Annotated in this window: 15 protein-coding genes and 1 pseudogene; 7 read left to right on the forward strand and 9 right to left on the reverse strand. The window is 61.2% G+C overall.

The genetic code is table 11. From position 1 onward, the window contains the following. Window positions 1-27: 27 nt before the first annotated feature. The 7 genes from K678_RS19710 to K678_RS18980 all read right to left on the reverse strand — a co-directional run bounded on the left by K678_RS19710 (window position 28) and on the right by K678_RS18980 (window position 7,084). Entirely contained in the window at window positions 28-153 is a 126-nt protein-coding gene (locus K678_RS19710) for a hypothetical protein (RefSeq protein ID WP_021131499.1), read from the reverse strand. 203 nt (window positions 154-356) lie between these two features. Next, complete coding sequence (locus K678_RS05670) at window positions 357-926, reverse strand: YcjF family protein (protein WP_021131500.1); 570 nt, start codon at window positions 924-926, stop codon at window positions 357-359. 227 nt (window positions 927-1,153) lie between these two features. Then, window positions 1,154-2,248 (reverse strand): TAXI family TRAP transporter solute-binding subunit, encoded by a 1,095-nt coding sequence (locus tag K678_RS05675; RefSeq protein ID WP_021131501.1) that lies wholly within the window; start codon window positions 2,246-2,248, stop codon window positions 1,154-1,156. Then, window positions 2,245-3,024, reverse strand: coding sequence for a thioesterase II family protein (locus K678_RS05680; protein ID WP_021131502.1), 780 nt, complete (start codon window positions 3,022-3,024; stop codon window positions 2,245-2,247). Before K678_RS05680 ends, K678_RS05675 begins: the two co-directional genes overlap by 4 nt. Continuing rightward, window positions 3,021-4,640 carry a cyclic peptide export ABC transporter gene (locus K678_RS05685; protein WP_021131503.1) on the reverse strand — a complete coding sequence of 540 codons (1,620 nt, stop codon included), beginning with the start codon at window positions 4,638-4,640 and terminating at the stop codon, window positions 3,021-3,023. Before K678_RS05685 ends, K678_RS05680 begins: the two co-directional genes overlap by 4 nt. Before the next feature lie 4 nt (window positions 4,641-4,644). Further along, entirely contained in the window at window positions 4,645-6,288 is a 1,644-nt protein-coding gene (locus K678_RS05690) for a cyclic peptide export ABC transporter (RefSeq protein WP_021131504.1), read from the reverse strand. A gap of 100 nt (window positions 6,289-6,388) precedes the next feature. Further along, window positions 6,389-7,084 carry a 4'-phosphopantetheinyl transferase family protein gene (locus tag K678_RS18980; protein WP_196802542.1) on the reverse strand — a complete coding sequence of 232 codons (696 nt, stop codon included), beginning with the start codon at window positions 7,082-7,084 and terminating at the stop codon, window positions 6,389-6,391. A 211-nt stretch (window positions 7,085-7,295) separates the two neighbouring features. On the opposite strand from K678_RS18980, the gene K678_RS17605 reads away from it, so the two are divergent. Beyond that, entirely contained in the window at window positions 7,296-8,900 is a 1,605-nt protein-coding gene (locus K678_RS17605) for a GAF domain-containing sensor histidine kinase (RefSeq protein WP_196802543.1), read from the forward strand. A 98-nt stretch (window positions 8,901-8,998) separates the two neighbouring features. Here the strand turns inward: K678_RS17605 and K678_RS05705 are convergent, their stop codons facing one another. Next, the gene (locus tag K678_RS05705) at window positions 8,999-10,627 is read right to left on the reverse strand and encodes an alpha-D-glucose phosphate-specific phosphoglucomutase (protein WP_021131507.1); all 1,629 of its coding nucleotides are present in this window, start codon (window positions 10,625-10,627) and stop codon (window positions 8,999-9,001) included. A 173-nt stretch (window positions 10,628-10,800) separates the two neighbouring features. On the opposite strand from K678_RS05705, the gene K678_RS18535 reads away from it, so the two are divergent. From K678_RS18535 to K678_RS05715, 3 genes are all read left to right on the forward strand, one after another. Next, a complete protein-coding gene (locus K678_RS18535) occupies window positions 10,801-10,959 on the forward strand; it encodes a hypothetical protein (RefSeq protein WP_155804472.1) in 159 nt (52 codons plus the stop codon). Between the two features lie 144 nt (window positions 10,960-11,103). Continuing rightward, a complete protein-coding gene (locus K678_RS17610) occupies window positions 11,104-16,701 on the forward strand; it encodes a PAS domain S-box protein (RefSeq protein ID WP_021131508.1) in 5,598 nt (1,865 codons plus the stop codon). Then, complete coding sequence (locus K678_RS05715; protein ID WP_021131509.1) at window positions 16,698-17,861, forward strand: sensor histidine kinase; 1,164 nt, start codon at window positions 16,698-16,700, stop codon at window positions 17,859-17,861. The genes K678_RS17610 and K678_RS05715 overlap by 4 nt, the downstream gene beginning before the upstream one ends. Window positions 17,862-17,896: 35 nt before the next feature. Here K678_RS05715 and K678_RS05720 read toward each other — a convergent pair whose 3' ends face one another. Further along, window positions 17,897-18,370 carry a low molecular weight protein-tyrosine-phosphatase gene (locus tag K678_RS05720; protein WP_039852177.1) on the reverse strand — a complete coding sequence of 158 codons (474 nt, stop codon included), beginning with the start codon at window positions 18,368-18,370 and terminating at the stop codon, window positions 17,897-17,899. A gap of 58 nt (window positions 18,371-18,428) precedes the next feature. On the opposite strand from K678_RS05720, the gene cobB reads away from it, so the two are divergent. The 3 genes and pseudogenes from cobB to K678_RS05735 all read left to right on the forward strand — a co-directional run. Continuing rightward, window positions 18,429-19,172 carry a Sir2 family NAD+-dependent deacetylase gene (gene cobB / locus K678_RS05725; RefSeq protein ID WP_021131511.1) on the forward strand — a complete coding sequence of 248 codons (744 nt, stop codon included), beginning with the start codon at window positions 18,429-18,431 and terminating at the stop codon, window positions 19,170-19,172. Window positions 19,173-19,347: 175 nt separating this feature from the next. Beyond that, window positions 19,348-21,237: a potassium transporter Kup gene (locus tag K678_RS05730; RefSeq protein WP_021131512.1), complete on the forward strand. Its 1,890-nt coding sequence runs from the start codon at window positions 19,348-19,350 to the stop codon at window positions 21,235-21,237. 17 nt (window positions 21,238-21,254) lie between these two features. Beyond that, window positions 21,255-22,615, forward strand: a pseudogene (locus K678_RS05735) (potassium transporter Kup); the annotation flags it as partial. Window positions 22,616-22,660 lie beyond the last annotated feature (45 nt).

Raw genomic sequence — 22,660 nt, forward strand, 5'->3', positions numbered from 1 at the left:
GGGCGACAGGCGATGAGAATCAGCAGGTCAAAGAGGGGGGAGTAACAGCAGGGCGATGGTAAAATGGCCCAAGAAACCGAACGCGGTGGCCCGGCCCAACAGGCCGCAGATTGCGCAGGCAATAAGATAGAGGATCAAAACAATGATCGACATGCCGCGTTCCCTTGCCTTCCGCCGTTAAATCCGCCGCGCACAAGCCAGTGCTCGCCATGTTCGGACCTGAGACGAGGATACTCTAGGGCCGGTTCAATTGAAATAGAACCGGCCCTAGCCTTTGCCAAAGGGTGACGCCCCTTCGGGGTGCAGGCATACCTCAACCGTCGGTTGGCGCGTCTGTCGGTCAATGTGGATTGGGGTCAGGCCGCCGCCGCGTCGGTAGTCGCTCCCAATCCCTTGTCCTTGGCTTCCTTGAACGTGGCGGCGAACTGATCCTTGGCCTCCTTGGCATTGAACGACAGGAACGTCCCGCCGGAGGCGAAATGGCGCTTGAAGGTCTTGCCAACGGCATATGTGAATGCCGCCGCGAATGCCGGTTGTGTCGCCAACGAGAACACCGTGCCGAAAACCGGCGCACTGCGCAGCAGGCTGTGAACCGCGCCCGAGGACAGAATGCTGCCGCTGACGGCCGAGGTGGCGATCCCGGCCAAAAGGGCGGTGACAGAAGATTTGACGGCATTAGCCTTGAAGGGCACACCGTAGAGATCGCCCAGTTCCTTCAACAGCTTGACCTGAACGGCGATCAGGGCAGCGGTATCAACAAAACGGAAGGGGATGACGCCCGCTCCGATCGACCAATAGACGTTGTTACGGATGATGATATCGGCCTGGGCGGCATGATGGTCCGGTTCCGTGGCCGAATGTGCTTTCTCTTCAACAGGCTCGTCCGAAACAGCGGCCTGAGTCTTGGCTTTAGCCTCGCTGGTCATGATCTCCCCCGTGAGGTGAATCCAGTTGGTAAGGATCGACAAGGCAAGAATAGCATGATCTGGACGCAAAGGGTGGGCCGGTCTGGAACGAAACCGTCCTTTGCGGGCATCGAAGTGCCGAGCTTGCAGCCGTTGGAAATCGGACTCGCTCTGTCGCCCGCACTCGCCCTGAGGATAGGGATGAATGGTTGTGTCGTCAACCTTGGAGTCTTATTAAGTGGGCGCGTCTAATTTTTTAGTTGTGGCTGGAGGAGTCCGATCTCCCGCCAATAGCGGAGCGCTCCGGGATGGAAGGGCAGGTAATTGCCGGTCGACACCATCTCCTGGACGTTGAGAGACTGAAGCGCGGGATGCTGAGTCCGTAACAAGTCGATATTCTCTACCGCCGCGCGGACCAGCCAATAGACGATGGTCGGATCAAGTGGTTCGTAGGCGAGCACCGCCGCCCGGATTCCGTATGTTTCCAGGGGCTTGTCCTGTCCGGGATAGGTGTTCGAGGCGAGGGAGAGCCGGGAGAATTCGGGGTGGAGTCGCAAGATCTCCTCCATCCCCGGACCGGACAGGCCCAGAACCTTGGCCTCACAGCGGCCAACCGCTTCGGTTACCAAGGGCGATGGATGCCCGCTCCACACCGCGAAGGCATCGATATAACCGCTGCACAGACCCTGGGGGCTGGATTCGACCGAAACCCTGTCACGACGGGCCAGATCGACCGGACGAATGCCGCTGGCGCTCAGATAATCGAGGAACAATTCCTGGCCGATGGTGCCGTCCGGTCCAAGATTGATTCGCTTGCCGCGCAAATCGGCGGCGGTATCGATCCCCGCCCTGGCCCGTGTCACCAACAACCCCATTTCGCCATACAGCGACATTACCGATCGCGCTCCGGGGATATCTTCCTTGCCTGAAGCCGCCAGATAGGAGAGGTCCGATTGCATGATCACGACTTGCGCCCGACCCTGTCGCATCAGCCGGCGATTGTCCGAGCTGCCCTGAGAGCGGAGCGCGACGCAATGAATCCGGTGCTGTTCGAAATGAATGCGGAGTGCACTGCAAAGAGCGCTGGCGACGGTGAAGTATACGCCGCTGGTTCTTCCTGAATAAATGGTCAGATATCTCTCTTTGAGGGGCTTTGCCGCATTGGGATGCGACGCCGATGTAAAATTAATATCGGTCCAGTCTTTGTATTCGCTCAGAGGGACGAAGTCTGGGTTGTAGGGCAGGGTGTTCTTTTTCTCTGCCGCCGAAGCGCTCGCCACCGAAAGCAGCACGATCAGGGTGGCGAGACCGCGGAACACAACAAGGCGTGCGCTCTGGATCATGACGCCTCCTGGTAAAGGCCCGATCTGACCGGGGACGATTCGCGTCCGGCTTCTTCGATCATCAGCCGCACAATCTCATCTTTGTGACTTTGCGCGAAAAAGTGGCCAGCAGCCAGCGTTTCGAGGCGGAAGTTGCGGGCGGCAAAGGCGCTCCAGGCTTGCATATCAGCCACGGCGACGAAGGGATCATCGCGTCCGGCCAGGGCGAGCACAGGGGCGGCGATCATCGGAGCGGGCGAGCGGGAAAAGCCTTCCGACAGAAAGAAATCGGCCCGCAGAGCGGGGAGAAACAGCGCCATCAGTTCCTCGTGTTCCAACGCTTCACGCGGGGTGCCGCCCATGGCACCGACCGCTTGCAGGAACGCACGGTCGTCGAGCGGAGACAGAGGGGCGCGGTGGGGGGGCACGTGGGGTGCCGCGCGGGCGGCGACCGTGACCAGAGACAGGGGGGCGGCGGCCTTGCTCAGGCTGACGGCAAGATCAAGCGCCAGGGCCGCTCCCAGACTGTGCCCGTACAGCGCCAGCGGTGCGGCAGGCAGCGCCAGAGCCGCCTGGGTTAATTTCTCGATGATGGTGGCGAGGTCGCGGCAGGGCGGTTCGGTCACTCGCCGTTCGCGGCCGGGTAATTGCGCGGCGACCAACTCGACGCTGGGCGGCAGCGACTCGACCCAGGGACGGAACAGCGCCGGTCCGCCACCGGCATGGGGCAGGCACAATAGCCGCAGCACGGGGCGCTCGACCGGCTCCCCGATCCGAACCAGCCAGTCGCCGCTCATGTCTCCTCTCCGTCGACAAAGGCTCCGTCGCGCATGGCCAGGACCTGGTCGGCCACGCCGAACCAGCGGTCGTCATGGGTGACGCAGATGACGATTTTGCCGCGGGCGCGGTAGGCGGGAAGAATCTCTTCATAGAACAACTTGCGGAAATGCGGGTCCTGATCGGCCGCCCATTCGTCGAGGATCAGCACCGGCTTGTCCTCGATATCGGCAACCACCAGGGCCAACCGCTTGCGTTGCCCGGCCGAAAGGGAAAGGGTTGAAAAGGCACCGTTTTCGATCCGAACCTTGGACTCAAGACCTAACCGGGCCAACAGCGGTCCAGCGGCTTGCCACGCTTCGGATGGAATGCCGTACAATCGGCGAAACAGGTGATAATCGGCGAACACGGCGGAAAGAGTATCGCGATAGGCCTGCATCCGCTCTTCGGTGATGATCTCGCCATTGACCGAGAGAGTCCCGCCGCTTGCCGGAATCAGTCCGACCAACAGGCGCAGAAAGGTCGATTTGCCCGAACCGTTGCCGCCAGTGATAAAGGTGATTTGTCCGGCGCGGAAACGGGCGTTCAGCGGCCCGACCGAAAACCCGTAATCGCCTTTGTCGTCCGGGTAGCGATACCCCAGGTGCGACAAAACGATCTCCTGTGGCGGGGCCATCGGCGACGTGGATTCCGTTTCGCTCCGGCGGCCGCCGCGCAACTCGTCTTTCAGGGCATAAAGCCCGGTCAAGGCGTGTTCCGCATCGCCGATGATCGGAACCGCCTGGACCACGGTGCCGATCGGCCCGATCATGAACATTGCGGCCGTGGTGGCCTGGATCGCCTCGGCGTGAAAGGTGGTGGTGACCATCGGCACCACGAACACCATCACCCCGACCAAAAGGTAGAAGGCCAACTGAATCGCCGCGAACTCGCGGGCCCACCGCTGCTTGATCGCCGATTTCGCCGTCCGGGTCCGGCGCGAAATTCCGGCCAGATCGCCAACGACGTCATGCCCGCGCCGTTCGTTCAGGCGAATTTCCTTCTGCCCGCGCAACAACCCTTCCAGACCGTCGAACAATTCCATTTCGGCGGTTTCGGCCCGACTTGTTTCCTGACGCAAATCGGCCATCCGCCGCCAGTGCAGCCATACCGCCAGCACCAGAAACAGCACCACCGCTCCAAACGCGGCAAGCGAAAGCCAGGCGACGTACAGGGAAACGAACAGCAACGTCACCGTGTCCTGCGCCCCGACCGCCAGCATCGGCACACAGCGCGAAACGGCCTGACAATCGCGGGTCAGGGCGGCAAAGGCTCTGGCCTTTCCGATCCCGTCAAGGCTTTGCATGTCGGATTGGCGAATGCCCTCGACCACCTCGCCGCGCAATCGGTCGACCACGCCCTCGACTTCGGTGGCGCAAATCCGCGTCACCGTCGATTGGGTCGAGGCGTACAAAGCGGTGGCGACCAGGAACAGCAAGATGAGGCGCAACCCGGCCCCACCCGATTGAGCCTGCTCCGCCGCGATGTTGATGACGGCGAGAACCACCGTGGTCGACACCGCCGACAGAATTGTCAGCCACAGCATGACCCTGGGATTGGTGGACATCTCGGCGCGCAACAGGCGAAACGACGACATCGGCTCAGGCTCCGGCAGCCGACGGGACGGCGCGCAGGCGTCCTTCGTCGAGATGATAGCGACGGTCGGCGGCGTCGAAATAGGCGTCGTCATGGGTGACCGCGATGATTGTCAGACCGCGCGCCCGCAATTCGGGGAGTATCTCGCGATAAAACCGGCGGCGAAAGTGCGGGTCCTGGTCGGCGGCCCACTCGTCGAGCACCAGGACTGGGCGTTGCTCCAGCAGCGCCACCACCAGGGCGAGACGTTTCCGTTGCCCGGTCGACAGGTCGATCCGGGTGAAGCGGTCGTCGTGAAGGTCGCAGATTTTGTCCATCTCCAGCATCCGCAGCAACGGTGCGGCCTCGGCAATCCGCTCGGGAGCGATGCCGTACAGGCGCGGAAACAGGTGGAAATCAGAATAGACCGCGGCGATCAGGCCGCGATAGGCCCGCATCGTCGCCGAACCGATGGCGATACCGTCGATCTCGATTCGTCCCTGGAGCGGGCGATAGAATCCGCACAGCACCTTCATCAGGGTCGATTTGCCCGAGCCGTTGCCCCCGGTGATGAAGATGATCTCGCCCCGTTTAACGGTCAGATCGATCGGACCGACGGCAAAGCCGGATTCCCCGTCGGTTCCGTCATACGCATAGCCGATACCCCTCAGGCTGATTTCCGAGAAATCGGCGGGCAGGGGGCGCGGCTCGACCCGCTCGACCTCATCTTCCATTGCCGTCAGGTCCGCATCGAGGCGGAGGATTTTTTCGGCGGCGGCGTTCGACGCGGCCAGGATGCCCAGCGACTGGATCAGTCCGCCCATCGGTCCGATGATGAAGATCACCGCCGTCGTCACTTTGACGATATCGATATTCGCAGCGAGCCCATAAAGCGGGATCACGAAGACGACGACGGCCAGCAGGCAGTAGAAAATCACCTGACCGATGATGAACTGGCTGAAGATGTGAGTCTGGACATCAAGCCGGACCGCACCGGCGTGGCGGCATTGTTCGGCAATGGTCTGTCCGAAATCGGCGCTGCGGCGGCTCGATAGCCGGATTTCCTTGAAGCCCTCGAAGAGGTCGGACAGGCTTTCGAACAGACTGGCCTCTTCCGCCATCATCTCGTGGTGACGGCGGTGAAGCCGGGCTCCCAACCGGGCATAGATCCAGCCGCCGGCCGAGACCCCGATGGCAACGATAACGAACGCCAGCGGCGAGAGGTAGAGGATGTAGAGCAGCACCGCACCGGCCAGAATCCCCGAGCGTAGCGCCAGGGCGAGAAACTGGCTGTTCTGGGAAATCGTCTGAGTTGCCTGGGTGACGCTTTCGAACAGGGTCTGATGCCCGATCCGTTCCAACTGAACGAAATCGGCGCGGCGGATGCGACCCAGGATGCGGACGCGCATGAAGTCGATAGCGGTTTCCAGGTCAGAACCAACCCGTCCGACCAGAAATACCTCGGCGTAATAATAGAGGGCGGCGGCGGAAACGAAGAGAGCGGCTAATCCCCAATCGACCTGATCGAATCCCTGGCGCGCCATCTTCTCGGCGGCGAGATTAACCGTGGCGAGGAGAAAAACCCCTCCAATGCTCGACGCGACGGCGCTGGCGAGCAGTCGCAGGCGAGGTGTGCCCCCTTGCACGGTCAAGAGGTCGAGGATTTTCATCTTCGGATCGATACCCCCGGAACATCTCTTCCCGATGGGGAAGTCTTGCACTCTAGCCGCAACGGCGCCAAGCCGTCCATCCATTGACGGACGATTGGACTCATTCGACGGGCAATGTTTGCGCGCACCAGGAGGCAAGGGCGGCAGGGTCAAGCCGGGAATGATCGATCTGGGCCGCATCTTCCCAGGCGAGGGCGAGGAGATGATCGGGGGGGAGGGGGCACCGCCACAAATGCCAGTGCCGTCCGTTGAGAACGGCTGACTCCTCGCCGATCTCGATTCGCTCCATCGCCACGGCAAGGCCGACGCCTTCGGCCTTCAGCACCGCCTCGCAGGCGGTCCAAGTGGCAAAAAAGGCGGCGCGCCAGGAATCCGAGGTCGGATCGGAGCCGAGCCTTGCCGCTTTGGCGGCTCCAAATGCGGTTTCCGCCAACGCCGCATCAAGTCGGGGGCGACGGATCGATTCGACATCGACCCCGACCGCGCCGCTCGCGACCGCCACCGCGACGTGGCCGTCGGTATGGCTGAGGCTGAAATCCGGTGCGGCGGATGGGGTGGTCAGGACCGGCTTGCCCCCTGTTGTGGTCGCAAAGGTCAGATCAAGCGGGGGAATGCCCAGAGTGAGGCCCAGCGCCAGCCGGGTCAGGGCATGGGCGGCAGTGTACGCATGGCGATCCTCGGCGCGGCGAAAGCGGTCGGCGCGCCCTTTTTCATCGGCCGAAAGCGCGCGGCGCCATACAGATTCCGCTATCGGGTTTCCATCCAGGGCCACGGAATACAGGCGTACGGGCTCCACTGGATCACCCGACCCAAACCAGGAGAACAGAGCGAACCCGACCTCTGCGTGCCGCCATATTTTCTCTCCGTCCCTGCGCCGTAAGGACCTCCCCAATGCCCGGAAACCGGCCGACGGTCAAGCCGAACCAGGGGCGTTGCCGTCCTCCTTTCTTGCCATTATGGTTGAGACGGTGAGGCGCTCTGTCGTTGTCAGTCTAGGCCAGGAGGGGGTGCATGTGCTTGGAATAGCTGCCCAATTCGCAAATGATGTGATTCTTGTCTTTTCTTTGGCCGGGCGGCTGTTAGAAGCCAATGAAAGATTTTACGACCTATACGGGTATCGTCATGATGACGTGGCTGACATCACTCTGAGCGATATCCGCAGCCTGAGTTGCATGGACTCGGTTCCTGCCGATTTGAAGCGGGCGGAAGATGAAGGCGGGGTGACGTTCGAAACCGAGCACCGTCGCAAGGATGGCTCGGTCTTTCCCGTCGAAGTCAGTTCGCGGGTGGTCGAGATCAAAGGCACCCGTTGTGCCGTCAGCATTGTCCGCGACATCACCGAGATGAAGGCGGCCGCGGCCCGAATCGCCGGGATGAACTGTCTGTTCCAGACCGTGACCGCCGCCCATCAGGCCCTGTTACATTCAAGCAGTGATGACGAGGTTTTCGCCGGAATCTGTTCGGTCGCGACCGCATTCGGGCTGAAGATGGCCTGGGTTGGTCTGGTCGATGGCAACGAGGTGACCCCGGTCAGATGGTCGGGCAACGGGAGCGAGTACCTGGCTGGAATTATGATCAGGGTCGATCCCGATGACCCTCGCTCATGGGGGCCGACCGGAAAGGCGATACGGCTTGGGGTTCCTGTCGTCTGTAACGATTTCCAGAACGACCCGCAGACCGCTCCCTGGCACGAGCGGGGGCGCGCCTATGGCTGGGGGGCCTCGGCGGCGTTTCCGTTGTTCCGACGCTCACGCACGTGCGGGGCGTTTACCATCTACAGCGATCGCCCTGATTTTTTCGGTCCGGACGAGGTCAATCTGTTGGAAGATCTGGCCGGAAACATCTCCTTTCGGCTCGATCAGATTGATATCCGCAACGAAAACAGAGAGTTGGAAGGCATTCTTCAGAAGAGTCTGCAAAGCCTGCTTGACGTCAATATCGAGCTGGAACGCTTTGCTGAAATCTATTCGCACGATCTTCAGGAACCCGTTCGCAATGTCGTCAGCTTCACCCAGTTTTTAGAACGGCGGCTATCGGGAAAATTGGATGCCGAGACCCAATCTCTGTTGAAAACGATTGTTGAAGCGGCAATGAGAATTCGGCAGTTGAATTTTGATTTGCTGGAATTCTCCCGTTCACGTCATTCGCAGACGGCGTTGGCCTGCGTCGATAGCGAAACGGCGGTGCAGTATGCTTGTGGCGAGTTGGAAACCAGCCTGGAGCAGGCGGGAGGGCAAATCCGGCTGCATCAGCCGCTGCCCCAGGTTCTCGGAAACGAAGCAGAGTTGCGTCAGGTCTTTATCAACCTGCTGTCCAACGCAATCAAGTTTGCCTCTCCGATGCGTCCGTTGACGATCGACGTTAGCGCGACGCCCGAGTCCGGAGGATGGCATTTTACCATTCAAGACAATGGGATCGGGATCGAAGATCAATATTTGGATAAGGTGTTTACCGTGTTCTTCCGACTGCACGCCCTGCCGGAATATCCGGGGTCGGGTGTCGGATTGGCGATCACCCGCAAGATCATCGATCGCCATGACGGTCGAATCTGGATCGAATCGCGTTATGGCGTCGGGACATCCGTCCATTTCTGGCTCCATGCCGTGAAATGATCCGATGTCGGCTTGCCCTATCCAGGCGCGTACGCATCCTGGATAGGGCAAGGTAATTAAGCAATAAAAACAAATTTCTGGAGCGAAGTCTCCAGGGCTTAGGTGATTACAGTGGGTTCGGCCCGGCCGGTCCGGGCTTCGATCTGGGCCAGGGTCCGGGCGGTAATGATCAGCCCGGCCAGCGCGACCTGGGGATCAAGGGTGTGGCGCGCCGGATCGGCCTCGTACTGCTCGATATAGACCCGCAGAGTAGCCCCTTGGGTGCCCGTGCCGGACAGACGATAGACGATGCGGGCTCCATCGCTGAACAGGACGCGGATGCCCTGTTTGGTGCTGACACTGCCATCGACCGGATCGGTATAGGCGAAATCGTCGAAAGTCGTCACAGCCCGGCCGTCCAGCACGGTTCCGACCAGCTTGAGCCCGCGCAGATGGTCCATCAGACCTTCGGCGGCGGCACTCTCGATCCCCTCGTAATCGTGACGAGAGTAAACGTTGCGGCCATATTCGCGCCAGTGTGCCGTGACGATGTCGGCCACACTTTCCCGCCGCCGCGCCAGGATGTTGAGCCACATCAGGACGGCCCACAGCCCGTCCTTTTCGCGCACATGGTCCGATCCGGTGCCGAAGCTTTCCTCGCCGCACAGGGTCGCCTTGCCCGCGTCGAGCAAGGTGCCAAAGAACTTCCATCCGGTCGGCGTTTCGAAGCTGGGGATGCCCAGCTTCGCCGCAACCCGGTCGGCGGCGGCGCTGGTCGGCATCGAGCGGGCGATCCCGGCCAATCCCCGCGCATAACCGGGGCACAGGTGGGCGTTGGCGGCCAGCACCGCGAGCGAATCCGAAGGCGTCACATAAAAATCGCGGCCGAGGATCATGTTGCGATCGCCGTCCCCGTCCGAAGCAGCTCCGAAATCGGGGGCATCCGCTCCGGTCAGCGCCGCCACCAGATCGTGGGCATGAGCCAGATTGGGATCGGGATGGCCGCCGCCGAAATCTTCAAGCGGGGTGCCGTTCAACACCGTGCCGACTTCCGCTCCCAGGCGGCGTTCGAGAATCTCGTGGGCATATGGGCCGGTGACCGCGTTCATCGCGTCGAAGCGCATCCGGAAGCCCGAGGCGAACAGGGCCCGGATCGCATTAAAATCAACCAGGGTTTCCATCAGATCGGCGTAATCGGCGACGGGATCGAAAATCTCGACGTCCATCTCGCCGATCCGAATATTTCCCAACTGGTCAAGGTCGATGTCGTCGGTCTCGACGATCCGGTAAGATTCGATGATCTGCGATCGGGCGTAGATCGCCTCGGTGATCGCCTCGGGGGCCGGTCCACCCGCCGGAATATTGTATTTGATCCCGAAATCTTCGTGCGGGCCGCCTGGATTGTGGCTGGCCGAAAGGATGATCCCGCCGAACGTCTGGTATTTGCGAATTACGCAAGATGCCGCCGGGGTCGACAGAATGCCACCACGCCCAACCATCACCCGGGCGAACCCGGCGGCGGCGGCCATCTTCAGGATGATCTGGATCGCGGTTCGATTGAAATAGCGACCGTCGCCCCCCAGCGTCAGGGTTTTTCCCGTGGTGTCGCCGATGCTGTCGAACACCGACTGCACGAAATTCTCAAGGTAATGGGGCTGGACGAAGACCGTGACTTTTTTGCGCAGTCCGGACGTCCCAGGTTTTTGCCCGGCAAACGGGGTGGTGGCGACGGTTTTGACAAGGGCCATCTCAGCATCCTTTTTGGCGATATCGCACCCGGTGGGTGATGGCCGATGATCGACCGGGTGTCAACCACCCTATGCCCCTAAACCGACGGTGAGGAGACGCTGAACCCCCTTGGAGGCCAAGACGCCTCGTCGTAGACTGCGCGCCTTGACGCAACCACCAATCGGGACCGACCATGACCGAAGAGACCGAGACCCAATCCGCCCCGCCGACCAAGCGCGTGTCCAGCGCTGTGGCGATGAATCGCTTCATCTGGGGGATGCTGAAGCCGTTCCTGCTGGTGGCGGGCGGTGCCGTGGCCCTGTTGTATCTGTTGCGGCAGTCTGGACTCTGATCGTCCTATCTTAGGGCCTATCCCTGATAAGCCTCAAGGTTGTTCCGGTCGCAAATCATGACTATAGTATAAGTCATATCCACGCTGTCGCCCGGTGCGGGCGACGGCGGTTGGGAACCTTGATGGTGGGGAGTGAAGACCGGGATGCCCGCGCCTTCCCGCGACCGGTTCATCGCCATTGCGACCCTGGCCTATGGGGTTTTGGGGTTCGCCTGGATTTTATCCTCCGATTCCCTGTTGTTCTGGCTGGCTCCCGATGACCAAATCGGTTGGGTCGAGTTGGTCAAGGGCGGCGGTTTCATTCTTCTGACCGCTTTTGCCCTGTTTGTTCTGCTCCAACGTGTTCCCGATCGAGTGCCGGCGGATCTTCCCTTGCCCGGCCCGTCGGCTCCGTTTTCACTTGGCCGAAGCGGAACCTTGCCCAAATGGGCGGCTTATTCTTTTGCAATTCTGTCCTGCCTTGTCACGATCGCCCTTCGTGCCGCGATCGCAGCTTCGTTTCCGAGCAGTTCTCTTTTGATTCTGTTCGTGCCCCCGATTGTCCTGTCCGCCCTATTGGGTGGATTGGGGCCGGGGGTGGTGGCGACAATGCTGTCGGCGTTGGCGGTCGATCTCCTGGCGATTTCACCCGTCGGCAGTCTGGCGATCACTCATTCCTTCGATCAATTTCAGTGGCTGGTGCTGATTGCCTCTGGGCTTCTGGTCAGTATTCTGAGTGAAGCGCTGCACCGTCTGCGTTTACAGGCCGAGATAAACCGCCAGATTCAGGCAGTGACCCTGAACAGCATTGGCGATGCGGTGATTTCGACCAACACGGCGGGATTGGTGACGTTTATCAATCCGGCGGCCGAGGCCTTAACCGGGTGGCGGCGGGATGAGGCGGTGGGCCGCCATGTCTCCGAGGTTTTTCGCGTTATTTCCGAGGATGAGCGCCTCACCGTCGTCGATCCGGTCGCTCAGGTGATCGCGACCGGCGAGGTTGTGGGCCTAGCCAACCATACGTTGCTGTTGGCACGAGACGGTCGCGAGATTCCTATTCATGACCGGGCCGCTCCGATCCGCGCCCAGGACGGACGGTTGCTGGGCGTCGTGATGGTATTCGAAGACAATGCCGACCGCCGTGCCGCCGAACGTGCTCTGGCCGCGGAGCGCCGTCTGTTGCGCACTCTGATCGATGGTCTGCCCGATCTGGTGTGGCTCAAGGACACCGAGGGTCGTTTCATCATCTGCAACCCGATGTTCGAACAGTTTGTCGGCTATCCGGAAGCCGAAATTGTCGGCCGCACCGATTACGATCTGGTGCCACGCGACATGGCTGATCTGTTCCGCAGCAACGACCGGCGAGCCATGAAGCTGGGCCATCCCGTCGTCAACGAGGAATGGATCAACTTTGCTGATGATGGTCACCGTGTCTTGCTGGAAACGATCAAGAACCCGGTGCGCGACGCCAATGGAACCATCACCGGGGTTCTGGGGATCGGTCGGGATATCTCGGCCCGCTGGCAGGCGGAAAGCGCGTTGCGTCGCAGCAGCGAAAAGCTGGCCCGGCTTGCTTCGACCGTCCCCGGCATGCTGTACGATTATTGCGAGGATGCCGAGGGTGTCCCCCGTTTGCTCTATGCCAGCGATTATTGCCGGGAGATTTTCGAGGTCGAGCCCGAAGCCGCCGTCGCTGATATCGGCGTGCTTCGCATGATGATGGATCCGGAGGACGGGGTACGGATGCGGGTTGGCCAGAAGGCCGCCGCGGAAGCTGGCGAATTGTATGCCTGCGAGGTGCAAATCACCACGCCCTCAGGACGGCGCAAATGGGTCCAGTTTATTTCCCGTCCGGCTCACTCCGATCTGGAAGAGGTGTTTCACCTGCGCAGTGGCCTCGCCCTGGATGTGACCGAGCGCAAGATTGCCGAGGCTTCGCTCCGGGAAAAAGATGCGCTGCTGCACGAGATGAGCAGTATCGCCAAAATCGGGGCCTGGAGCCTTGATGTTGAAAACCATCGGGTCGCCCTGACCGATGAAGTCGTTCGTATCCATGATCTGGAACCGGGCGTAGCGGCTTCGGTCGAACAGGGATTGAGCATGTTCCAGGGCGAACAGCGCACCATGCTTGAAACCGCACTGAACGACGCGATCGCGTTGGGTCGTCCCTACGACCTCGAACTTGAAATGCAGACGTCTAAAGGGAGTCTCAAATGGGTTCGTACGATTGGCTCTCCCGTCCTTGCCGATGGAAAAGTGGTTACGATCCGAGGGACCCTCCAGGACATCAGTGACCGTAAACAAGCCGAACAGGCGCGGTTGCAGGCCGAGGAACGCTTCCGCCGTATGGCTGAAACGGTTGGCGAGGTGTTTTGGTTGGCGACGCCCGATTTCTCGCGGTTCGATTATCTTAGCCCCGCCTTCGAGCCGATTTGGGGGATGCGCTGCCAGGACTTGTACGATAACGGTCTGGCATGGATGACCCCCATCCATCCCGATGATTGCCAGATGGTTCGGACGGCCTTCGATGCGGTGCGGGAGGGGGTTCCCTGTGACATTGAATTTCGCATTCAACGCGGTGACGGCACCTTGTGTTGGGTCAATTCCCGTGCCTATCCGTTGCGCCGCCCCGATGGGACGGTCGAGATGGTCTCGGGCGTCGTCACCGATATTACCGAGCGTAAGCAGGCGGCGTTACGGCTGGGCGCTGCCGAGGCGAAGCTCAGGCTGTTCATTGAAAATGCTCCGGCCGCACTGGCGATGCTCGACCGCCAGATGTGTTATATGTTCGTCAGTCGTCGCTGGCTAACCGATTATCGGTTGAATAGGACTGATGTGATCGGTAAATGTCATTACGATATTTTTCCGGATATCCCCGAGCGCTGGCGTGACATTCACCGGCGTTGCCTTGCGGGGGCGACCGAAAAATCTGACGAAGACCCCTATGTCCGCGATGATGGCAGCACGGAATGGCTGCATTGGGAGATTCGGCCATGGATGGAGGATGACGGCCAGATCGGTGGAATCCTGATCATGTCCGAGAACGTCACCGAACGGGTGTTGTCACGGGAACAAGTGCGCAAACTCTCGCTGGCGGTTGAGCAGAGTCCGAACGGGATTCAGATCACCAACGCGGTTGGTGGGATGATCGAGTATGTCAACGAAGCCTTCCTCAACATGACCGGCTATGCTCGCGACGAACTGATCGGCCACAATCCCAACATCGTTTCCTCGGGTCTGACCCCTGCGACCACCTATGCCGATTTGTGGCGCACCCTGTCCGACGGCCAGCCGTGGCAGGGCGAATTCATCAACCGCCGCAAGAACGGTGAAATCTTCATTGAATTCGCCCGTATCTCGCCAGTCCGCAACGAAGACGGCGCGGTGTCTCACTATCTGGCGATCAAGGACGACATCACCGAACGGAAAAGAATCGGGCAGGAACTTGATCTTTATCGTCACCATCTTGAAGACGTGGTGACGATGCGGACTGCCGAATTGCGTGCAGCGGAAAGCAAGCTGCGGCTGATTCTGGAATCAAGCGCCGATGGATTATATGGGATGGATGTCGATGGCAGCCTGACCTTCATCAATTCTGCCGCCTGCCAAATGCTGGGATACGCCCCGTCGGAATTGTTGGGGCGAGGCTCGCACGCCACCTTCCACCATAGCTATGCCGACGGCAGCGTGTATCCCGATCACCTCTGCCCGGCCTTCTCGACGGTGCATGACGGTGTAGTTCGCCGCACCACTGACGAGGTGTTCTGGCGCGCCGACGGCTCCGCATTCCCGGTCGCCTATGCCGTTCATCCGATGATGCAGGACGAAACGATCGTTGGCGTGGTGGTCAGCTTTTCCGATATCACGGCACGGATAGAAGCCGATCAGGCCCGCGAAGCTGCCCTGGCCGAAGCCCAGCGTCTTGCCCGCTTGCGCCGCGATTTCCTGGCCAATATGAGCCATGAAATCCGCACTCCGCTGAATGCCGTGCTGGGGCTGGCCCAGATCGGCCGGGTCGAGCGGCAACTCGACCGCGCCCAGGGTCTGTTCTCACGCATTCTGGATTCGGGGCAGGCGTTGCTGGAAGTCGTCGACGATGTCCTCGATTTCTCGAAGATCGAAGCAGGCAAGGTTCAGGCCGAGAAAGCGCCGCTGATCCTGGGGGCGATGGTCGATCGCGCCGTCGCCTTGGTCTCGCACCGCGCCTACGAAAAAGGCCTGCGGTTCCGGGTCGAGGAGGCCCCCGGGCTTCCGGTGTCGATCCTGGGCGACTCACTGCGCCAGACCCAGGTCCTTGGCAATCTGCTGTCGAATGCGGTGAAGTTCACCCCGACGGGCGGTACCGTGGTGGTGTCGGTCGACAGCGTCGGCGGCAAATTGCTGCTGCGGGTCTCCGATACCGGCATCGGGATGACGGTCGAGCAGATCGGGCGGCTGTTCCAGCCATTCGAACAGGCCGACGGTTCGACCACCCGCCATTACGGCGGCAGCGGGCTTGGCCTGTCGATCTGCCGCCATCTGGTTAATCTGATGGATGGCGAGATTTCGGTCGAAAGTACCTTGGGTACGGGGAGTCTGTTCACCGTTCGCTTGCCGCTGGAGGCGGTGGCTGAAGAGAGTCCGGCCCCGACCGCAATAGCCTCGGTGGCTCTGGTCGGTCTGGCTGACGATGATGCCGAGGCGCTGAGGATCGCTTTGCAGGCGCGGGGGTGCATAGTCTCCGTGGCGGCCGATCTCAGCGATCTGTTGCCGGAGGGCGATATCCTGGTGCTGGGCCATGCTTTCGCCGCCGAGACCGCCAATCATCTGATTTTGCGTAAGCTGGCCCAATTGGGGCGGCGGCTCCTGGTCGCGGCCGATCCCGACAATGGACGGGTGCCGCCAGGGTTGTCCGATCTGGCCGGTGGGCTGGATTGGCCGTTGCGGGCGCGTCACGTTCTCGCCGTTGAGCCGGTTTCGCTCAGTCCCTCGTCTTCGATGGAACGGCCCCTGAACGGCTATACCATCCTTGCCGCTGAGGATAACGAGGTCAATCGTCTGGTTCTCGACGAGATGCTGACCCTGGCGGGAGCGGTTCTGACCCTGGCGGTTAATGGGCGTGAAGCCCTGGAGATTGTCGAACAAAAAGGCGAGGGGGCTTTCGACCTGGTGCTGACTGACATTCAGATGCCGGAAATGGATGGATACGAATTGGCTCAACGTCTGTCGGTTCTGGCCCCCGGCCTGCCGGTGATCGGGGTCACGGCCCACGCGATGCCCGAGGAAGAGGGCCGGTGCCTTGCGGCGGGGATGGTCGCCCATGTCACCAAGCCGATCCACATGGACAAACTGGTCGCGGTCATTCGCCGTCAGGCCCGTCAGCCCAGTCCGGCCGTCCCGCTCAGTTCGGTCGAAGTGATGTCCGGCATCGATTGGGATGCGCTGGCCCGTCAATATCCGGGCCGGGAAAGCTTTGTGGCCCGACTGACCGCCGCCGTGACCCATTCTCATGCCGAGACGGCAGACGCGCTGCGTCGAGCCGCCCAGACCGGGCAATTGGCCGAGATTTCCCAGATCGCCCATGCGGTCAAAGGGACCGCTGGCAATGTGTTTGCCGAATCGCTGCGGGTCCGGGCGATGGAAACAGAACGAGCGGCTTTGGCCGATGGAGCCGATGCCGATCCGGTTGCGCTGGCCGAGCCTCTGGCCCAGGCAGTCGAAGCGTTGTTGGCTGAGATCGAGGCCCATGATCGGGCTCACTCCGATCTGTCGGTGCCGCAATGAGAGCCCGGCCGCGCATTCTGGTCGTTGACGACCAACTCGATAATTGTCTGGTTCTTGAGGACCTGTTGTCGGCGTCGTATGAGGTCGAGATCGCTTCGGACGGTCTGGCCGCTCTGGCGGCGGTGGAGCGTGAGACGCTTCCCGATCTGGTCCTGCTCGACGTGGTGATGCCCGGTCTGGACGGGTTCGAAGTGTGCCGCCGGTTGCGTGAGTGCCCGACCACACGCGATCTTCCCCTGATCTTCCTGAGTGGTCTTGAATCCGCCCGTGACGAGGAGCACGGCCTCTCGCTCGGTGCCGACGATTTCATTCATAAACCGTTCGTTGCTCCGCTGGTCCTGGCGCGGGTCCGCAACGTCATCGGCCGACGGGAATCGGCGATCCGCGAGCGTCAGATCGCCGTGATCCAAGCCCGTCTGGCCGAGCAGGAGTCCAACGCCGCCGCGATGCAGGCGGTGATCGACCGGCTGACGGTGATGAACACCGAACTCGAACGCTATGCCTTTGTCGCGGCTCATGATTTACGTGAACCGCTGCGCTCGGTCACCAGTTTTGCCCAATTGCTTGAACGCCACCTTGGCGATGGCCTCGACCAGACCGGGCGGGATTATCTGCGGTTCGTCGTCGATGGTGCCCGCCGCATGCACGATCTGATCGGCGGGCTGCTGGCCTATTCCTATATCTCGTCGAATGTCGGGCCGCCTGCCTGGGTGTCGTCAGACGCGGCTTGCCGGGCGGCGATCGAGAATCTTGACCTGATCATCCGCGAAAGCCGGGCCGAGATCGTCATTGTTGATTTGCCGATTGTCCGTGCCGATGAATTGCCATTGCTACAATTGTTCCAGAACCTGATCAGCAATGCGGTCAAGTTCCGCTCTGCCGACCGTCTCTTGCGAGTCGAGATTTCTGCTCGCCGGCGCGAGGGTGAGTGGGAATTTTCCATAGCCGACAATGGAATCGGGTTCGATCCGGCCGAGCAGGACGTGTTTGAACTGTTCCGTCGTCTCAGTCCACATAACGGCCCGGGGGGAAGCGGCGTCGGACTGGCGATCTGCAAGCGGATCGTTCAGACTCTGGGCGGTCGGATTTCGGTCAAGTCGCGTCCCGGCCAAGGCAGTGTGTTCTCCTTCACCCTGCCATCGCCGGAACTGCCCGACTAAGGTCGGATCATGGCGATCCTCGTCTGGTTGGGCGATTATTTCGAACGAGCAACGAGATGGTCGAGCAGCCCGGCGGCACCAGCCTCGATCAGGTCAAGCACCTGTTCAAACCCCTCCGATCCGCCGTAATACGGGTCGGGGACGTCGTGAACCCCGAGCGTCGGAGCGAACGACAGAAACAGTCGCACCCGGTCCAAACTGTCCGGCGGACAGCGCCGTCGCAGCAGATCAAGATGGCCGCGATCCATCGCCAGGATCAGGTCAAAACGGTCGAAATCCTCGGCGGCAACGACTCGGGCCCGTAGCGGTGTTAAATCGATCCCCCGCCGCGCCGCCGCCGCAATCGAGCGGGTATCGGGCGGATCACCGACATGATAGGCGTGCGTGCCTGCCGAATCGGTCAGGATCGCCTCCGACAGATTTCGGGCGTCGACCATGGCCCGGAAAACCCCTTCGGCGGTCGGGGAGCGGCAGATATTCCCTGTACAGACGAACAGAACCTTGACCATTGCTGCGTTCCGGTTTTCGATCACAGCCCACATTATAGCGAAGAGAACGGACACCGCCATGCATCAGGTCTCCTCGCCCGGCAGCATTGTCGTGCTGACCGGAGCCGGTATTTCGAAAGAATCCGGTCTTGATACCTTTCGCGACCATGACGGTCTGTGGGCGCGGGTCCGGATTGAGGATGTTGCCACCCCGGAAGGATATCGCCGCAATCCGCAGCGGGTTCAGGCGTTCTATAACGCCCGGCGGCGCGAATTGTCCCAAGGCAGCGTCGAGCCCAATCCGGCCCATCTGGCCTTGGCGCGGCTGGAGCGGGAATGGCCGGGCGAGGTGTTGGTGGTGACGCAGAACATCGACGATCTGCACGAACGCGCCGGAACCTCGCGGCTGATCCACATGCATGGCGAATTACTGAAGGTGCGGTGTGAACGCTGTGCCCGTCCGCTCCCTTGGGCCGCCGATATCGATGAATCCAGCCTGTGCCCCGAGTGTGAGCGAACTGGAACATTGCGGCCCCACGTCGTCTGGTTCGGCGAGGTGCCGCTGGAGATGGACCGCATCCTGGCGGCGCTGGAAAAGTGCTCTTTGTTCGTCTCGATCGGGACGTCCGGCCATGTCTATCCGGCTGCCGGGTTCGTCACGGCGGTGCGTGAGGCCGGTCGAGCCCGGACGGTCGAACTCAATCTGGAGCCGTCTCACGGTGCCAGTCTGTTTCACGAGGTTCGCACCGGACCGGCCTCGGAATTGGTTCCCGCTTTTGTCGAGGAGACGCTCTCCTCCGCAGCTCAAAACGCCAATCTATGATGTGGAATGGCGGAGGTCATGGCCCGGGGTTTCGCCTCGAAATTGTTTTGAGACTAGGACGGGCGTCGGTCGTGGGTGGCAAAATTCCCTCAAAAAGGGAATTTTGCTTACGATGCTTGACTCCTGACTCAATCCGGGTAGGCATGTGCCGATCAATTCTGCGGGGGACCCCGACATGACAGCCACCCAGGCCGAGGGGACGTCCCGGAATGTGCCTGCTCTGATGCTTGCCGCGATCGGCGTGGTGTTCGGCGATATCGGCACCAGCCCGCTTTATGCGATGAAGGAAATCTTCTCGGGCCCGCACGCCCTGACGATGGACCGTGCCAATGTTCTTGGCATTCTGTCGCTGGTGTTCTGGTCGATTACCATGATCGTCTCGTTCAAGTATGTGATCGTGATCATGCGGGCCGACAATCGGGGCGAGGGCGGCTCTCTGGCGCTGCTGGCTTTGGTCAGTCATGCCGCCGAAGGGAACAAGCGTCTCGCCCTGCTGGTCAGTGCGCTGGGAATCTTCGCCGCGGCCCTGTTCTATGGCGATAGCATGATCACCCCGGCGATTTCGGTTCTGTCGGCGGTCGAGGGATTGGGCGTGGCCGCCCCCAGTTTGGAACGCTGGGTGGTGCCGCTGACTTTGACCGTGCTGGCGGCGCTGTTTCTGATTCAGCGGCAGGGGACCACCGTCGTCGGGCGGCTGTTCGGTCCGGTGATGCTGGGATGGTTTGCTGTCCTGGCCATTCTCGGTATCCGCAATATCGTTCATGCCCCGTGGGTTCTTGCCGCGCTTAGTCCTCATCACGCCCTGATGTTTCTGGTGCGCGAGGATTGGCACGCCTTTCTGGCGCTGGGATCGGTGGTTCTGGCGGTGACCGGGGCCGAGGCGCTTTACACCGACATGGGCCATTTCGGCCGCCTGCCGATCCGGCTGGCGTGGTATCTGCTGGTGCTGCCCGCGCTGGTGCTGAACTATTTCGGTCAGGGTGCATTGTTGCTGACCGACCCCTCGGCGCTGGCCAACCCGTTCTTCCGCCTTGCCCCTGCCTGGGCAACGATGCCGATGGTTCTTTTGGCGACGGCGGCGACGGTGATCGCCAGCCAAGCGGTGATTTCCGGTGCGTTTTCAGTGACCCGGCAGGCGATTCAGCTGGGCTATCTGCCGCGGATGGAAATCATCCATACCTCGCGGGAAGAGATCGGCCAGATCTACCTTCCCTTCATCAACTGGATGCTGATGATTTCGGTGTTCGCGTTGGTTTTAGGCTTCCAGACCTCCAGTAACCTTGCCGCCGCCTATGGCGTTGCGGTGACGGGAACGATGGTGATCGATTCGCTGCTGATCGGCTCGGTGATGTTGCTGATCTGGAAGTGGACCCCGCGCAAGGCCGGGATTTTCGTCGGATGCTTCCTGGTGGTCGATCTTGCCTTCTTCCTCGCCAACGCGACCAAGATTCCCTATGGCGGGTGGTTCCCCCTGGCGGTCGGCCTGATGGTGTTCACGATGTTGACCACCTGGAAACGCGGCCGCCGTCAGTTGATGGAACGGTTGAAAGCCCATTCCTTTCCGGTGGTTGATTTCCTGGCCAGCCTGTCTGACCGGGTGCCGCGTGTGCCGGGAACAGCGGTCTTTCTGACCGGTACGTCCGAGGGCGTGCCAATCGCCCTGCTGCATAATCTGAAGCACAATCGGATCATGCATGAACGGGTCGTGCTGCTGACCGTTCTGGTCGAAGAAACGCCATTCATTCCCGAGGACCGCAGACTGGAAAACCGGTTGATCGCTCCCAATGTGCATCGCCTGTATCTGCGCTATGGTTTCATGGAGAGCCCCAACATTCCCAAGGCGCTGGCTCAGGCCCGCAGCGACCAGCTCGGCTTTTTCTATGAGCCGATGTCGGTGTCCTATTTCGTTTCGCGCGAGACGGTGATTCCGCTCAAGCGTCCCGGCTTTTCCGGCTGGCGCGAGCAATTGTTCGCCACCTTGTCCCGCACCTCCACCAGTGCCGCCGACTTCTTTCATCTGCCCAGCGATCGGGTGGTTGAACTCGGTAGCCAGGTGGAAATCTGACCGGCGGGGGATCAAAAATGACGACGGTTTCAACCAGCCTTCCCGCTACGCCGGGAACGAAGGCCCGTCTGGGCGCGTTGTCGCTTGCCGCCGCTGGGGTGGTCTATGGCGATATCGGCACCAGCCCGCTTTACACCCTGAAGGAATGTTTCAATCCCAGCCATGGGATCGAGCCGAACGCCGACAACGTGCTGGGCATCGCCTCGATGGTGGTGTGGGCGCTGCTGCTGATTGTTACCCTGAAATATGTCGTTTTATTGATGCGGGCCGACAATCGGGGAGAAGGCGGCATTCTCGCTCTGCTGGCGTTGGCTCTGCGCTCGGTCGGACCTGGCCGGGCGGCGGCGGGGCCAGTGATGGCGCTGGGCTTGATCGGGGCCGGTCTGTTCTTTGGCGACGGGATGATTACCCCGGCGGTGTCGGTTCTGTCGGCGATCGAAGGGATCGAAGTTCTTACCCCGGCACTAAGCCCCGTTGTCGTGCCGCTGTCGCTGGCGGTGCTGATCTGGCTGTTCCTGATGCAGAGTCGGGGCAGCGAGCGGGTCGGGCGGCTGTTCGGTCCGGTGATGGTGGTGTGGTTCGTGACGATTGGCCTGCTCGGGCTTGTCCAGATTTTCGATAATCCCGCCATTGTCGGTGCCTTTGATCCCCGGTACGCCGTGACGTTTCTCCTCGATCATGGCTGGATCGCGTTCCTGACCCTGGGATCGGTGGTTCTGGCGGTGACCGGGGCCGAAGCGCTGTATGCCGACATGGGCCATTTCGGCAAAGTGTCGATCCGGCTGGTCTGGAGTGTGCTGGTGCTTCCCGCGCTGCTGCTGAACTATCTCGGACAGTCGGCCTTGGTGCTGGCCGACCCCGCAGCGGCGCAGAACCCGTTCTATATGCTGGTACCCAGCTGGGCTGTGGTGCCGATGGTCTTTTTGTCGACCGCTGCGGCGGTGATCGCCAGTCAGGCGGTGATTTCGGGAGTGTTCTCGCTGTCGCGTCAGGCGATGCAATTGGGCTATTCCCCCCGTCTGGCGATCCACCATACCTCCGACGAGGAAGAGGGGCAGATTTACGTCCCCCGCGCCAATTGGGGGCTGATGCTGGGGGTCGTCGCCCTGGTCGTTGGTTTCCAAAGCTCGTCGGGGCTGGCCACCGCTTACGGGATCGCAGTGACCGGGACGATGGCGGCCACCTCGATTCTGGTGATGGTAGTGGCGCGGACGTTGTGGCGCTGGCCGCTGTGGCTGTGCGTGGGGTTGGCGGGGTCATGCTGGCGGTCGATCTCGCCTTCTTCGCCGCCAATCTGATGAAGTTCGGCCATGGCGGCTGGTTCCCGCTGCTGGTCGGGGCGGGGATGTTGCTGCTGATGGGGACTTGGCGCAAGGGGCGGGCGATTCTCGACCGCCGTCTTGCCGAAGGGGCAATCCCGCTG

The organism is Magnetospirillum fulvum MGU-K5 (genome assembly GCF_000442515.1).
GTDB lineage: Bacteria > Pseudomonadota > Alphaproteobacteria > Rhodospirillales > Magnetospirillaceae > Phaeospirillum > Phaeospirillum fulvum_B.

Bases quoted from the DNA above. Each gene is read 5' to 3' on its own strand.
- K678_RS05720 (WP_039852177.1), bottom strand. From the start codon at position 18,370: ATGGTCAAGGTTCTGTTCGTCTGTACAGGGAATATCTGCCGCTCCCCG.
- K678_RS05715 (WP_021131509.1), top strand. From the start codon at position 16,698: ATGAGAGCCCGGCCGCGCATTCTGGTCGTTGACGACCAACTCGATAAT.
- K678_RS05690 (WP_021131504.1), bottom strand. From the start codon at position 6,288: ATGAAAATCCTCGACCTCTTGACCGTGCAAGGGGGCACACCTCGCCTG.
- K678_RS05685 (WP_021131503.1), bottom strand. From the start codon at position 4,640: ATGTCGTCGTTTCGCCTGTTGCGCGCCGAGATGTCCACCAATCCCAGG.
- K678_RS05675 (WP_021131501.1), bottom strand. From the start codon at position 2,248: ATGATCCAGAGCGCACGCCTTGTTGTGTTCCGCGGTCTCGCCACCCTG.
- cobB (WP_021131511.1), top strand. From the start codon at position 18,429: ATGCATCAGGTCTCCTCGCCCGGCAGCATTGTCGTGCTGACCGGAGCC.
- K678_RS19710 (WP_021131499.1), bottom strand. From the start codon at position 153: ATGTCGATCATTGTTTTGATCCTCTATCTTATTGCCTGCGCAATCTGC.
- K678_RS05730 (WP_021131512.1), top strand. From the start codon at position 19,348: ATGACAGCCACCCAGGCCGAGGGGACGTCCCGGAATGTGCCTGCTCTG.
- K678_RS05680 (WP_021131502.1), bottom strand. From the start codon at position 3,024: ATGAGCGGCGACTGGCTGGTTCGGATCGGGGAGCCGGTCGAGCGCCCC.
- K678_RS05705 (WP_021131507.1), bottom strand. From the start codon at position 10,627: ATGGCCCTTGTCAAAACCGTCGCCACCACCCCGTTTGCCGGGCAAAAA.
- K678_RS18535 (WP_155804472.1), top strand. From the start codon at position 10,801: ATGACCGAAGAGACCGAGACCCAATCCGCCCCGCCGACCAAGCGCGTG.
- K678_RS17610 (WP_021131508.1), top strand. From the start codon at position 11,104: ATGCCCGCGCCTTCCCGCGACCGGTTCATCGCCATTGCGACCCTGGCC.
- K678_RS05670 (WP_021131500.1), bottom strand. From the start codon at position 926: ATGACCAGCGAGGCTAAAGCCAAGACTCAGGCCGCTGTTTCGGACGAG.